The sequence below is a fragment of the Geodermatophilus sp. SYSU D00696 genome, assembly GCF_054050235.1.
This window is the reverse complement of record NZ_JBJGYY010000002.1, coordinates 24605-38082: the sequence shown is the minus strand read 5'-3', so window position 1 is coordinate 38082 and position 13478 is coordinate 24605. Positions and strand designations below refer to the sequence as shown.

Annotated in this window: 12 protein-coding genes and 2 tRNA genes; 4 read left to right on the top strand and 10 right to left on the bottom strand. The window is 74.4% G+C overall.

Translation table 11 applies throughout. The features are described from left to right. Positions 1-131: 131 nt before the first annotated feature. The 3 genes from ACI79O_RS01830 to ACI79O_RS01820 all read right to left on the bottom strand — a co-directional run bounded on the left by ACI79O_RS01830 (position 132) and on the right by ACI79O_RS01820 (position 1612). Positions 132-204: transfer RNA gene (locus ACI79O_RS01830), tRNA-Arg, on the bottom strand. A 21-nt stretch (positions 205-225) separates the two neighbouring features. Further along, positions 226-314: transfer RNA gene (locus ACI79O_RS01825), tRNA-Ser, on the bottom strand. A 95-nt stretch (positions 315-409) separates the two neighbouring features. Further along, positions 410-1612 carry an MFS transporter gene (locus ACI79O_RS01820; protein WP_456892314.1) on the bottom strand — a complete coding sequence of 401 codons (1203 nt, stop codon included), beginning with the start codon at positions 1610-1612 and terminating at the stop codon, positions 410-412. 119 nt (positions 1613-1731) lie between these two features. On the opposite strand from ACI79O_RS01820, the gene ACI79O_RS01815 reads away from it, so the two are divergent. The 3 genes from ACI79O_RS01815 to ACI79O_RS01805 all read left to right on the top strand — a co-directional run bounded on the left by ACI79O_RS01815 (position 1732) and on the right by ACI79O_RS01805 (position 4231). After that, a complete protein-coding gene (locus ACI79O_RS01815) occupies positions 1732-2265 on the top strand; it encodes a CGNR zinc finger domain-containing protein (protein WP_456892312.1) in 534 nt (177 codons plus the stop codon). 368 nt (positions 2266-2633) lie between these two features. Continuing rightward, positions 2634-3182, top strand: a complete 549-nt coding sequence (locus tag ACI79O_RS01810) for a DoxX family protein (protein ID WP_456875260.1) — start codon at positions 2634-2636, stop codon at positions 3180-3182. Continuing rightward, positions 3179-4231 (top strand): PHP domain-containing protein, encoded by a 1053-nt coding sequence (locus tag ACI79O_RS01805; RefSeq protein ID WP_456913341.1) that lies wholly within the window; start codon positions 3179-3181, stop codon positions 4229-4231. Before ACI79O_RS01810 ends, ACI79O_RS01805 begins: the two co-directional genes overlap by 4 nt. Here the strand turns inward: ACI79O_RS01805 and ACI79O_RS01800 are convergent. From ACI79O_RS01800 to rfbB, 6 genes are all read right to left on the bottom strand, one after another. Next, entirely contained in the window at positions 4228-5274 is a 1047-nt protein-coding gene (locus ACI79O_RS01800; protein WP_456913214.1) for an alpha-hydroxy acid oxidase, read from the bottom strand. The two genes, ACI79O_RS01805 and ACI79O_RS01800, sit on opposite strands and share 4 nt — an antisense overlap. A gap of 9 nt (positions 5275-5283) precedes the next feature. Further along, positions 5284-6138, bottom strand: a complete 855-nt coding sequence (locus tag ACI79O_RS01795; RefSeq protein ID WP_456913213.1) for a hypothetical protein — start codon at positions 6136-6138, stop codon at positions 5284-5286. A gap of 389 nt (positions 6139-6527) precedes the next feature. Next, positions 6528-6722, bottom strand: coding sequence for a hypothetical protein (locus ACI79O_RS01790; protein WP_456892306.1), 195 nt, complete (start codon positions 6720-6722; stop codon positions 6528-6530). Positions 6723-6880: 158 nt separating this feature from the next. Then, complete coding sequence (locus tag ACI79O_RS01785) at positions 6881-8200, bottom strand: UDP-glucose dehydrogenase family protein (protein WP_456892304.1); 1320 nt, start codon at positions 8198-8200, stop codon at positions 6881-6883. Positions 8201-8410: 210 nt separating this feature from the next. Next, a complete protein-coding gene (locus ACI79O_RS01780) occupies positions 8411-9256 on the bottom strand; it encodes an SDR family oxidoreductase (protein ID WP_456892303.1) in 846 nt (281 codons plus the stop codon). Continuing rightward, entirely contained in the window at positions 9253-10248 is a 996-nt protein-coding gene (gene rfbB / locus ACI79O_RS01775) for a dTDP-glucose 4,6-dehydratase (RefSeq protein WP_456892302.1), read from the bottom strand. The genes ACI79O_RS01780 and rfbB overlap by 4 nt, the downstream gene beginning before the upstream one ends. Positions 10249-10597: 349 nt before the next feature. Between rfbB and ACI79O_RS01770 the strand changes: the two genes are divergently transcribed. Further along, a complete protein-coding gene (locus ACI79O_RS01770) occupies positions 10598-11566 on the top strand; it encodes an LCP family protein (protein ID WP_456892301.1) in 969 nt (322 codons plus the stop codon). Between the two features lie 333 nt (positions 11567-11899). On the opposite strand, the gene ACI79O_RS01765 is transcribed toward ACI79O_RS01770, so the two are convergent. Beyond that, positions 11900-13261: a sugar transferase gene (locus tag ACI79O_RS01765; RefSeq protein ID WP_456892300.1), complete on the bottom strand. Its 1362-nt coding sequence runs from the start codon at positions 13259-13261 to the stop codon at positions 11900-11902. Positions 13262-13478 lie beyond the last annotated feature (217 nt).

Sequence of the window (13478 nt, the reverse complement as noted above, 5' to 3'; positions counted from 1 at the left end):
CCCCCCCCCCCCCCCGGCGCCGCAGGGGTGCCGGCCGGTCCGGCAGTCGGATCGGGGAGCGTCGGGTCCGGACACACGACGGCCCCGCTCTCGCGAGGAGAGCGGGGCCGCAGTGCTGTCTCAACCAGACGTGCACCCGAAGGGATTCGAACCCCTAACCTTCTGATCCGTAGTCAGATGCTCTATCCGTTGAGCTACGGGTGCGGAGTGTTCAGTTGTCGTGCGCGGAGGCTCCGGGATTTGAACCCGGGATGGGGATTAACCCAAACCGCATTAGCAGTGCGGCGCCATAGACCGGACTAGGCGAAGCCTCCCGGGGTCCGAGTTCCCCCGGTACCACCGCCGAAGAGACTACCAGCGGCCTCGGCGGGGCTCCCAGCCCGGGGGTGGCCCGGGCCGGGAGCACCGGTCAGACCGCGACCCGCTGCCCCACCCGCGCCGGCGCGGGGCGGCCCGGCACCAGGGTCACCAGCACCGCCGTCGCGGCGCCGGCGACGGCCAGCAGCAGGCTGCCGGTCACCCCGGACGGACCGTCGATCAGCGCGCCGCCGAGCGCCGCACCCAGCGCCGACGCGCCGGTGGCCATCGTCGAGAGCCAGGTGAAGGCCTCGGTGGTGGCGTGCGCCGGCGCCAGCGCGCCGACCAGGGAGTTCTGCACGGTCATCGTGGGCGCGATCGCCGTCCCGCCGAGGAAGAGCAGCGCCCCGAGCACCCACGGGCTCGACGCGGCGGCCAGCGGCGCCAGGCCGATGGTGACGCCGAGCAGCAGCCACCGGTACTGGCGCGGCAGCGAGGCGCTGACGACGCGGGCGCCGAACCACAGGCCACCGGCCACCGACCCCAGCGACCACAGCGCCAGCAGCAGGCCGGACAGGCCCGGGGACCCGGCGGCGTCGGCGAAGGCGGGGATGGCCACCTCGAGCGCGCCGAAGCCGAGCATCAGCGCCGAGCCGCTGAGCAGCACCCGCGGCATGCCCGGCGTCAGCACGGTGGCGAAGGCGCTGGTGCGCTCCGCGGCCGGCACGGGCACCCAGCCGCGCATCGCCGCCGACGTCGCGATGGCCAGCGCACCGGTGACCGCCAGCGTCCCGGCGACGCCGAGCGCCCACGCGGGGCCGGCCAGCACGGCAAGGGTCGCGACGGCGGTCGGGCCGGCCACGAAGACCAGCTCGGTGGCGGTGGCGTCGAGGGCGAAGGCGGTGGTGCGGACCCGCGGGTCGACCCGCGACCACAGGGCGCGGACGGTGCCGGAGACCAGCGGCGTCCCGGCGCCGGCCGCGGCCGAGGCGGCGAGGACGGCCGGCGTCGGCGCGCCGCCGAGGACCGCGAGCACCAGCAGGGCCAGCAGGAGCGGGTAGGCGGCGCCCTGGGCCAGCAGGACCGGGCGCGGGGTGCGCCGGTCGGCCAGCCGGCCGAGGACGGGGGCCATGGCGGCCATCGCGAGACCGTAGGCAGCCGACGCGAGACCGGCGATCGCGTAGGAGCCCGTCTGCTGCTGCACCATGAGCAGCAGTGCCAGCGGGACCATCGCCGAGGGCAGCCGGCCGGCGAAGCCGGCGAGCAGCAGGACGGGGGCGGACGGCAGGCGCCAGACGGACAGGTACGAACGCACGACGGAACTCGTTTCGGCTTGCGGGGGATGAACGGAACAGTAGGGAGTCAAACGCCGTTGACTCCCTACGCAGTCCCGAGGCTAGCGAACCGGTCAGCGACCGGGCGGTAGGGAGTCATATGAACTACGACACCTACGGGTCGAATGCGGTCGAGCTGGCGATCGACCTCGCCAACGCCGACCGCGACGGCGACCCGGGCTGGGCCGGCACCTTCCTGCGCGCCCACGAGGAGTGGTTCACGCCCGCGACCGGCCTGGACCTCACCGCCGCGGAGACCCGCCGGGCGGCGGCCACCGCCGACCTCGTCCGCGCCGTCGCCGTCGCCGGGTCGCAGGAGACGGTCATCGCCCGCCTCAACGAGCTGCTCGCGCTGGCCCGGCCGCACCCGTACGCCACCGACCACGACGGCGAGCTGCACCTGCACTACGCCCGTCCCGACGCCCCCGCGCTCGAGCAGTTGACGACGACGGTGGCGATGGGCCTGTCGCAGGTGGTCGCCCAGCACGGCTGGCAGCGGCTGGGCGTGTGCTCGGCCGAGGGCTGCGACGACGTCTACGTCGACACCTCCCGCAACGCCAGCCGCCGGTACTGCTCCAACACCTGCGCCAGCCGCTCCTCGGTCGCCGCCTACCGGGCCCGGCGCAGGGTCTAGCGTCCGGCGGGGGACCCTGCTGGCGGCAGCGCGGGCGCTCTCCGTGCACCTGTGGTCGGGTCCGCAGCCGGTGACCTGCGACGGCGAGACGGGCACGGCGTCCGCGTCGTTCGCATCCGGCACGCGTGCGCCGCTGACCGTGTACTGCCACCGCACGTCCCGAGCCGCCGCTCCTGCGGTGCGGTCCGCGCTCCTGCGGTGTCGCAGCACCGCGGGAGTGCGGGCACGAGCGCAGGAGCCGCACCCCTCGGCAGGAGTCCACGCCGCGCGCGGAGGGACGGCGGTCACTAGGTTCCGTCCCGGGGTGTCCCTCCGCGCCGTGCGGGCAAGGGACACGCAGCCAGTCCCGTCGACGGAAGAGGTCCTCCATGTTGGTCCGCCGGATCGCCCGGCCCCTGCTCGCCGCGTCGTTCGTCTACGGCGGCATCGACACCCTGCGCAACCCGCAGACCCGCGTGCCAGGAGCGGCGCCGGTGGTCGACACGATCACGAAGACCGCCGACCAGCAGCTGCCGGTGCAGGTGCCGCGCGACGTCGAGCAGTGGGTACGGATCGACGCCGGCATCAAGGTGGGCGCCGGGTCCCTGCTCGCGCTGGGCAAGCTCCCCCGGCTCAGCGCGCTGGCGCTGGCCGGGAGCATCGTCCCCACCACGCTGGCCGGGCACCGTTTCTGGGAGCACGAGGACCCCGAGGAGCGCTTCGGTCAGCTGTCGAACCTGCTCAAGAACGCGGGCCTGCTCGGCGGACTGCTGATCGCCGCCGTCGACACCGAGGGCCGCCCGTCGGTCGGCTACCGCGCCCGCCGCGCGGCGAAGCGTGCCGCCGACAACACCGAGCGCACGTACGAGAAGGCTGCCCGGCGCGCCGCCAAGGCGCAGCGGAAGGCCGAGAAGAAGGCGAAGAAGGCCACCAGCTGAGCACTCCCCTCCCGCCCGCGGCCGCGCTCCGGAGGATCGCCTTCCTCCTGGAGCGCGCCCGCGAGCCCACGCACCGGGTCGCGGCGTTCCGCACCGCGGCCGCGGTCGTCGACGCGCTGCCGGAGGGCGAGCTCGACCGCCGGATCCGCACCCGGACACTGACCGACCTGCGGGGCATCGGCCCCAAGACCGGCGCCGCGATCGTGCAGGCGCACGCCGGCGAGGTCCCCGAGTACCTGGCCCGGCTCGAGGAGGCCCACGCCGAGCTCGTGCCGCTGGCCGACGACGTCGCCGAGTTCCGCAGCACCCTGCGCGGCGACCTGCACACCCACTCCGACTGGTCCGACGGCGGCAGCCCGATCCGCGAGATGGCCGAGGCGGCGATCGCCCTCGGCCACGAGTACATGGCGCTGACCGACCACTCGCCGCGGCTGACCGTCGCCAACGGGCTCACCGCCGAGCGGCTGGAGCGCCAGCTCGACGTCGTCGCCACGCTCAACGAGGAGCTGCACCCCTTCCGGATCCTCACCGGCATCGAGTGCGACATCCTCCTCGACGGCGGCCTCGACCAGACCGACGAGCTGCTCGGCCGCCTCGACGTCGTGGTCGCCAGCGTCCACTCCGACCTGCGCGCCGAGGCCGCGGCGATGACCGAGCGGATGCTCGCCGCCGTCGCCAACCCGCACACCGACGTCCTCGGCCACTGCACCGGCCGGCTGCTCATCCCGCGGGAGCAGCGGGAGGGACGGCGTCAGCGGCCGCGCCCGGAGAGCGCCTTCGACGCCGAGGCCGTGTTCGGCGCCTGCGTAGAGCACGGCACCGCCGTCGAGATCAACTCCCGGCCCGAGCGTCTCGACCCGCCGCTGCGGCTGCTCTCCCTCGCCGTCGAGCTGGGCTGCGAGTTCGCGATCGACACCGACGCCCACGCCCCCGGCCAGCTCGACTGGCAGGGCAACGGCTGCGAGCGCGCCGTCGAGACCGGCGTCGACGTCGACCGGGTGGTCAACACCTGGACCGCCGACGAGCTGCTCGAGTGGACGGCGTCCTAGCGGCGGACCACCACGACCGGGTCGAGGTCGGCCGGTGACGTCGCACCGGCCAGCGCCAGCACGTGCCGCAGGTCGGCGGTCAGCTCCTGCAGCAGCGCGGTGACGGCGGGGACTCCCCCGGCGGCCAGCGCCCACAGCACCGGCCTGCCCACGAGCACCGCGGTGGCGCCCAGCCCGAGCGCGACCAGCGCGTCGGTGCCGCTGCGGATGCCGCCGTCGACCAGCACGGGCACCCGGCCCCCGACCGCCGCGACGACGTCGGCGAGGGCGTGCGCGCTGGGCAGCGCCCGGTCGAGCTGGCGCCCGCCGTGCGCGGAGACGACCACGCCGGCGGCACCGGCCGCCACACAGCGCAGCGCCTCGTCGCCGCGCAGCACGCCCTTGACCACGACCGGCAGGCCGCCGACCTCGGCCAGCCGGGCGACGACGTCCGGCGTCATCGACGGGTCCTGCTCGGCCGACTCGCGCCCGACCGTGCCGGGGACCAGGTGCCGGGCGAGGTTGACGAGGTACTCGTCGTCGGGCACGCCGATCCGCACCCCGCCGACCCGCTGCTTGCGGCCGACGTAGGGGGTGTCGACGGTGAGCACGACGGCGCCGGCGCCGGCCGCGGCGGCCCGCCGGACCAGCGCCTCGGTGAGCCCGCGGTCGCGCATCAGGTAGGCCTGGAACCACCACGGCCCGGTCGCCGCCGCGGCGACGTCCTCGAGCGGGCGCGAGGCCCGGGTGGACACGACGGTCAGGCACCCGGCGTCGCCGGCGCCGCGCACGGTGGCGCACTCGCCGTCGGGGTGCGCGAGCGCGTGGAAGGCCATCGGGGCGACGACGAACGGCGAGGTGAGCCGGGCGCCGAGCACGGTGGTGGCCACGTCGACCCGCGAGACGTCGCGCAGCACGCGCGGGCGCAGCCGGAAGTCGCGCCAGGCGGCCTCGGCCTCCCCGGCGGTGACCTCGTCGCCGGAACCGGCCTCGTAGTACTCCCAGGCGTCGGGCCGCAGCGCGGCGCGCGCCTGCTCCCGGAGGTCGGCGAGCAGCGCGAGCACGCGCGGAGCCTAGGGCCGGCCGCCCTCCTGCACGGTGGGCGTGCGCACGGCCGGCGCCTCGAGCGACAGCGCGTCGTCCTGGCGGCGCAGCCACGCGGCGGGCAGCACCAGGCGCGGCGCGACACCCACGAGGACGGCGACGAGCACGGCGACGCCGGCCAGCGCCTCGCCGGACTCCTCCACGAAGGTCGCCATCGCCGTCCACTGGCCCCCGACGAGCCCGGGGACCGCCGACAGGCCGACCGCGGCGACCGCGTAGAGGCCGAGGGTGCTCAGCACCCGGCGCCGGTCACGGCGCTCGGCGCGGCTGAGGAAGGCGAGCACGGCCAGGACGGCGACCGCGCCCAGGGCGCTGATCGCGACCGCCCCGGCGGGCGAGGTCAGCGACGTCAGCTCGGCCATGACCGTCATGTGCACGGTGCTCCCAGCCTTGACCACCGCGATGCCGGCGGCCACCGCGCCGACGGCGAGCCACCAGGTGCGCCGGCCGGGGTTGCGCGCCGCGCCGGCGACGGCGGCGAGCGCGGCCGCGGCGAAGAGCGCGGCGACGTACACCCGCGGCAGGGACCAGGGGGCGTCCATCGACAGCGTCTGCGCGAGGGGACCGGTACTGCCGTCCAGGCGCAGGGCGTACCCGACCGTCTCGAGCGCGACGGCGAGGAAGGCGAGCGCGATCCCGACCGGCGGGAGCGGCACCCGGCGGCGCACGGGGCGGGCGGCGGACGCCCCGGGGGTCAGCGGCCGGGAGACGCCGGTGCCCCGCGACCGCTCGTCGGCCAGCCGGATGCCCCGGCCCAGGACGACGCCGAAGACGACGGCGACGACCACCCACGCGGCGACCCCGCCGACGATCCACGTCCACACGTGCCTGTCATCGGCAGGAACCGGCCCGGACGTGACCGTCCGGTCACACCACCGGGTCAGGCGGGGCGGACGGGACCACCCGGACGGGTGGGGCGACGAGCGGCGCCCGGGTCACCACCCCCGGCGAGGGATCGGACCGCTGCGCCCCCGGGACTCCGTCCGGTCCGCCCACGCTGGGGCCCTTCCTGTTGCGCCCGTCGTGGCGGGCCTCCTGGCCGAGGACGGCGCGGAGGGTGTCTGCGGAGGCGATCACCCGGCCCGGGTCGCCGGCGCTGGGCGTACCGACGGGCTCGGTCCACGCCCGCTCCGTCACCTCGGCGACGCTGGAGCAGCGCAGGTCGGCGTGGCGGAGACTGGCCGCGGCCGCGACCTACTCGGTCATCCGGGGGCTAGGCCCAACTCACCGCGCCCCTCGTCGAGGCCGGCACCGGGCCCGGCGTCGTCGGGGTGCGCCCGTCGTCCGGGGACGCGGTCTCGACCCGGTCCGCCATGCGGATGCTCCTGCCGAGCAACACGCCGAGCCCGACGGCGACGACCGCCCACACGAGCAGCCCACCCACGATCCACAGCCACACGCCGTCCACGGAGGCAGTCCATCGCACGGACGGGACCGCGCCGTCCCAGCGCCGGTGTGACTGGGACGTGCGGAGTCACCGGGACGACCGGGCCGGATGAGGCAGCCCGGCGCACCCCAGGGGTCTCGGACGGCACTCCGGTCGCCCTGCGGCGCGTCCGTGGTGCCTCAGCCGGCGCGGCGGCCCAGCGCGCGGTAGGTCCAGCCCGCGGCGGTCCAGGCCTCGCGGTCGAGGGCGTTGCGGCCGTCGAGAACCCGCTTCTGGCGCACCACCCGGCCGAAGTCGACGGGGTCGAGGTCGCGGTACTGCTTCCACTCGGTGAGCACCAGGACGGCGTCGGCCCGCTCGGCGGCCTCCTCCGGCGTCGCGGCGAAGTCCAGGTGCGGCCACTCGCGGCGGCTGTTGTCGACGGCAGCGGGGTCGGTCACGCACACCACGGCGCCCTGCAGCTGCAACTGCGCGGCGACGTTGAGGGCCGGGGAGTCGCGGATGTCGTCGGAGTCGGGCTTGAACGCCGCCCCCAGGACGGCCACCCGCTTGCCCAGCAGCGAGCCGTCGAGCACCTCGCGGGCCAGCTCGACCATCCGGATCCGACGGCGCATGTTGATGTTGTCGACCTCGCGCAGGAACGTCAGCGCCTGGTCGGCACCCAGCTCACCGGCGCGGGCCATGAACGCGCGGATGTCCTTGGGCAGGCAGCCGCCGCCGAAGCCGAGGCCGGCGTTGAGGAACCGCCGCCCGATCCGCTCGTCGTAGCCGATCGCGTCGGCCAGCTGCTTGACGTCGGCGCCGGTGGCCTCGCACAGCTCGGCCATGGCGTTGATGAAGGAGATCTTGGTGGCGAGGAAGGAGTTGGCGGCGGTCTTGACCATCTCGGCGGTGGCGTAGTCGGTGGTCACCTTGGGCGTCCCGCGCGCCACGATCGGCGCGTAGACCTCGTCGAGCAGCCGTTCGGCGAGGGCGCCGTCGCCGTCGGCGGGCAGCCCGTAGACCAGCCGGTCGGGGTGCAGCGTGTCCCGGACGGCGAACCCCTCCCGGAGGAACTCCGGGTTCCACGCCACCAGGGCGCCGGGCACCTTGCCGCCCACGAGCTCCGCCAGCTGCGCCGCCGTCCCCACCGGGACGGTCGACTTCCCGGCCACCAGCTCACCGGGCTCGAGGACCCCGAGCAGCGACTCCACGGCCGCCTCGACGTAGCGCAGGTCCGCGGCGTACTCGCCGTGCTTCTGCGGGGTCCCGACGCAGACGAAGTGCACCTGCGCACCGGCCGCAACGGCGACGTCGGTGCTGAAGGACAGGCGCCCTGAGGCCAGCGAGTGCTGCAGCAGCTCCTCGAAGCCGGGTTCGTAGAACGGGGACCGGCCGGCGCGCAGCGCGGCGACCTTGCGCTGGTCGACGTCGACCCCGACCACCTCGTGGCCCAACTCCACCATCGACGCCGCGTGGACGGCACCCAGGTACCCACACCCGATGACCGAGATGCGCACCGACGTCTCCCTCCCGCCGAGTCGACACTTAGGCACCGAAGTGCACCACGCCGGCGCGGTGGCCGCGCGCGGAGTCGCTGGCCGGGTGACCCCGTAGGGGCCAGCCGGACGACACCACCCCGGCAGGCGTGGACGCTCGAGCCGCTGGAGGCGTCCTGCCACGGACACGCCGTGCGTGGTGCCCGGCCGGAGTGCCGGGCGGAACACCTCTCAGCGGGGCAGCGAGGGCAGGTACGCGTCGAGGGCGGTTCGCCAGTCGCGCGGCCGGAAGCCGGTGGACTCGAGCCGGGCGAGGTCGAGGACGCTGTTGAGCGGCCGGGGCGCGGCACCGGGCTTGTCGGCGAGGTACTCGGCGGTGCCGACCCGGCGGACGTCGCGGGGATCACGCCCGCGGGCGGCGAAGACGATCTCGGCGACGTCGGCCCAGGAGGCCGGCGCTCCGGCGCAGGTGACGTTGTAGGTGCCGGAGGCCCCGGCCTCGAGGAGGTGGCTGACGGCGGCGGCCAGGTCCTCGGCGAAGGTGAGCCGGCCGACCTGGTCGTCGACGACGGCGGGGCTGACGCCCCGGTCGGCGAGGGCGGCCATGGTGCGCACGAAGTTGCGCCCCTCCCCCACGACCCACGTGGTGCGCACCAGCAGGTGCCGGTCGAGCGCGGTGACGAACCGGTCGCCGTCGGCCTTGCTCCGCCCGTAGACGCTCAACGGGCGGACGGGGGCGTCCTCGGGGATCGGCCCGCGCACCTCGCCGTCGAACACGTACTCGCTGGAGAAGTGCACGAGCGTGGCCCCGCGGTCGCGTGCGACCCGGGCGAGGGCGCCCACGCCGTCGACGTTGACCGCCCGCACCAGGGGCAGCTCGGCGGGGTCCTCCGCCGTGTCGACCTGCGTGTACGCGGCGGCGTTGAGCAACAGGTCGACCCCGGTCCAGTCGTGCGCGGCGACGGCGGCCGGGTCGGCGAGGTCCAGCGCCGTCCGGTCGAGCGCCCGGGCGTCGGGGAACCGGCGGGCCAGCGCGCGGCCGACCTGCCCCCGCGCACCGAGGACGACGGCGGTCACTGCCCGCGTGCGGCGTAGGCCGCCTCGACCCGGTCCTTCAGCGGCCGCCACCAGTCCTCGTTGTCCTGATACCAGGCGATGGTGGCGGCCAGCCCCTCGCGGAAGTCGGTGTAGCGGGGCCGCCAGCCCAGCTCCTCGCGCAGCTTGGTCGCGTCGATGGCGTAGCGCAGGTCGTGCCCGGCGCGGTCGGTGACCGAGTCGAACGCGTCGGCGGGCTGGCCCATCAGCTCGAGGATCGTGGCCAGCACCGTGCGGTTGTCCACCTCGCCGTCGGCACCGATGAGGTAGGTGTGGCCGGTCCGGCCGCGCTCGAGGACGTCGTGCACCGCGGTGTTGTGGTCCTCGACGTGGATCCAGTCGCGCACGTTCTGCCCGGCGCCGTAGAGCCGCGGGCGCCGGCCGTCCAGCACGTTGGTGATCTGCCGCGGGATGAACTTCTCGACGTGCTGGTACGGGCCGTAGTTGTTCGAGCAGTTGGAGATGGTCGCCCGCACGCCGTAGGAGCGCACCCACGCGCGCACCAGGAGGTCCGAGGCGGCCTTCGTCGATGAGTAGGGGCTCGACGGGTTGTACGGCGTCTCCGGGGTGAACCGGTGCGGGTCGTCGAGCTCGAGGTCGCCGTAGACCTCGTCGGTGGAGACGTGGTGGTACCGGACGTCGTGCCGGCGCACGGCCTCCAGCAGCGTGTAGGTGCCGACGACGTTGGTCTGCAGGAACGGCGCCGGGTCGGCCAGCGAGTTGTCGTTGTGGCTCTCCGCGGCGAAGTGGACGACGGCGTCGCTGCCGCGGACCAGGTCGGCGACGAGCGCGGCGTCGGTGACCGACCCGTGCACGAAGGTGATCGCGTCACGCACGCCGGCCAGCGAGGCCTCGTTACCCGCGTAGGTGAGCGCGTCGAGCACCGTGACCTCGTGCTCCGGGTGCTCCCGCACGGTCTGGTGCACGAAGTTGGCTCCGATGAACCCGGCACCGCCGGTCACGAGCAGGCGCACGCGCCCTCCCCCTGTTCCTCCTCGGGCTGCCACGCTGGGCGGCCAGTCCGTCCTCCGGGGCAGTATCCGCGCGGTCCGATCCGCGGTACCGCGTGGGTGATGCCTCAGGAGAGCATCCGCGAGGTCCGACACACTCCGCATCACCACCCCTGCCGTCTCACCCCGGCGAGGCAGGAGGTTGGGCAGGTCCGCGCCCTGCGCCTAGCCTCGTCGGCGACCGATCGTCACGGGGGTCCGGATGAGCGACGAGCCACGAGACAGGTCGACGTTGCTCGTCGACGAACCGGCTACCCCTGCGCGGCCACAGGGCCGGCGGCGCGGTCTGCGCCGGTTCCTCACCGTGCTCGGCGTGCTGCTGGTCGTCCTGGTGGCAGTGGTCGGCGGGGGCCTGTGGTACCTCACCGATCGCTACGCCGGGAACATCGACCGGGTCGGCGACGTGTTCGCCGGCCTCGAGGAGGACGCGCGACCTGCGCCGGCCACGCCCGCCGAGAGCGCCGCCGCCGAGCCGGTCACCTTCCTGCTCGTGGGCACCGACAGCCGCGGCTCCGCGGACGAGGGCATCGCCGAGGGCGGCCGCTCGGACGCGATCATGATCGCGCGGTTCTCGGGCGACCGGCGGCACGCCCAGCTGGTCTCCATCCCGCGCGACTCGTGGGTCGAGATCCCCGGCCACGGGATGGGCAAGATCAACGCGGCCTACGCCTACGGCGGCCCGTCGCTGCTGATCCAGACCGTCGAGCAGGTGACCGGCGTCCGCATCGACCACTACGTGGCCATCGACTTCGAGGGGATCATCCAGGTCACCGACGACCTGGGCGGGGTCGACGTCGTGGTGGCGGAGACCACCAGCAACGGCCCGTACACGTTCCCGGCCGGGGTCAACCACCTCGACGGCGACCAGGCCCGCTGGTACCTCGGTCAGCGCTACGGCCTGGAGGGTGGCGACTTCGACCGGGTGCGCCGCCAGCAGCAGTTCATCGAGGCCGTGTTCAGCCAGCTGTTCAGCTCCGGGACCCTGACCGATCCCGGCCGACTCGATGCCGCGCTGCTCGCGGTGACCCGTGCGGTCGCCGTCGACGACACCCTGGGCAACGCCGACCTGCTCTCACTGGCCTACTCGCTGCGCGACCTGCGCCCGGAGGACGTCGCCTCGTTCACCGCCCCGGTGCTGGGCACCGGCACCGAGGGCTCGGCCAGCGTCGTCTACCTCGACGAGGTCACCGGCGAGCGGATGTGGGGCTACCTGCGCAACGACTCGCTGTCGCAGAACGCCGACGAGTTCGCTCAGCAGGCCCTGCCCGACGTCCCCCGCTGACCAGCCGTGCCAACCGTGCCCTTGGCCCCAGCCGCTGGCACCACAACAGACCGGCCGCCCCGATGTCAGACTGGGGCCGTGAGCAGCCGCCGCGCCCCGGGACGTCGTCACAGGGGACGGCGGTCGTGGGCCTGGCACCTGCACCGCTTCCGGTGGGTGGCTGACGACCCCTTCAGCGGGTCGAGCCTGTACGCGTGCCGTTGCGGTCAGGTGCGCCCGGGGCTCTGAGCGCTCGGCCGGTGGCACTCCGGTGGCGACGAGCGGCGACGGTCGGCGGAGCGGGCGCCCCTTGAGATCGAGGGGCGTCCGCCGGACGGTCCACGACCGCTCCGGTCAGTAGGCACCGGAGCCACGCAGAACGGCTCCGACGGTCTTCCACAGGATCATCGCGTCGAAGGCCAGCGACCAGTTCTCGACGTAGCGCACGTCCATGCGCACCGAGTCGTCCCAGGAGAGGTCCGAGCGGCCGCTGACCTGCCAGAGGCCCGTGAGGCCCGGCTTGACGAGGAACCGGCGGTGCATGTCGTGGCCGTACCTGTCGACCTCATGCCGGAGGGGCGGTCGGGGGCCGACCAGCGACATGTCCCCGCGGAGCACGTTGATCAACTGCGGGAGCTCGTCGATCGAGTAGCGCCGGAGCACACGGCCGACCCGGGTGACGCGAGGGTCGACCTTCTTCTTGAACAGCACGCCGTTGCCGTCGGTCTCAGCAGCGAGGGCGTCGACCATGCGATCCGCGTCGACCACCATGCTCCGGAACTTGAACATCCGGAACGGCTTGCCGTCGCGGCCCACGCGCTCCTGCCGGAAGAAGACCGGACCGCGGCTCGTCGTCGTGATGGTGACCGCCACGCCGACGAGCAGCGGGAGGAGCAGCAGGAGGCCGAGCGCGGCGCTGGTGCGGTCGAACGCCTCCTTGGCCAGCCGACGCACGCCCTTGAGCTCTGGGCGCTCCATGTGCAGCAGCGGCAGGCCGCTGACCGGCCGGATGCGCACGCGCGACCCGACGAGTTCCGTGACCGCCGGCGCCAGCAGCAGCTCCGACGGCGTGTCCTCGAGTTCCCAACCCAGTCGACGCAACGCCGACCCGTCGAGCTCAGGGCAGGGCAGCACGGCGACCGTGTCGACCTCGTACTCACGGACCACCGCGGCCACCTCGTGGAGGCCACCGAGCACCGGGAGCCCGTTGAAGGCGTCGACGAGCGGGTCGTGTCCGGCCGGCAGGCAGCAGCCGATGACCTTCAGCCCGTGCTGGGCCTCGCGGTCGATCTGCTCGTCGAGTGCCGCCACGGCGCTCCGGTGCCCCACCAGCAGGGTCGTCTGCTGGTACCTGCCGCGGCCGCGCTCCCGGCGCAGCCACTGCCGGTGGGCCACGCGCGCGCCGAGCGTCAGGACAGCGGCGAGGGGCAGGGCCACGACGACGAAGCCCCGGGCGACGTCGAGGTCCAGCCCCCAGCACACCGTCGCGACTCCGGCGAGCAGGAGGACCGCAGCGTCGAAGACACGACGGAACTCGTCGGGTCCGACCCAGAGGAACCGCTCCTCGTAAGCCCGGCCGACGAGCATCGCGAGGACCCACACGAACGGCAGCGCGAGGGCGAACCAGACCGAGGCGTGCGTGACCTCGTTCTGGTTCGAGCCGAAGCGGATGAGGTAGCCGGCGCCTCCTGCCACCGCAGCCGAGAGAGCGTCCATGACGAGCGTGCGGCGCACGTAGGCGCGACGCCACGCACGTCGGGCGACGGTTCCATCCCCCCGCAGGCGGCTGGCGAACGGAGACCAACCGGCCCCGACCGATCCGGTCGCAGGACGGACGGTTCCGTCACGGACATCGAGCAGGGACATGGCCGACCCCCGTACAGCACTGGCCTTCGCTGACCGACAGACGATAGGCGTCGGCCCGCACCATGGG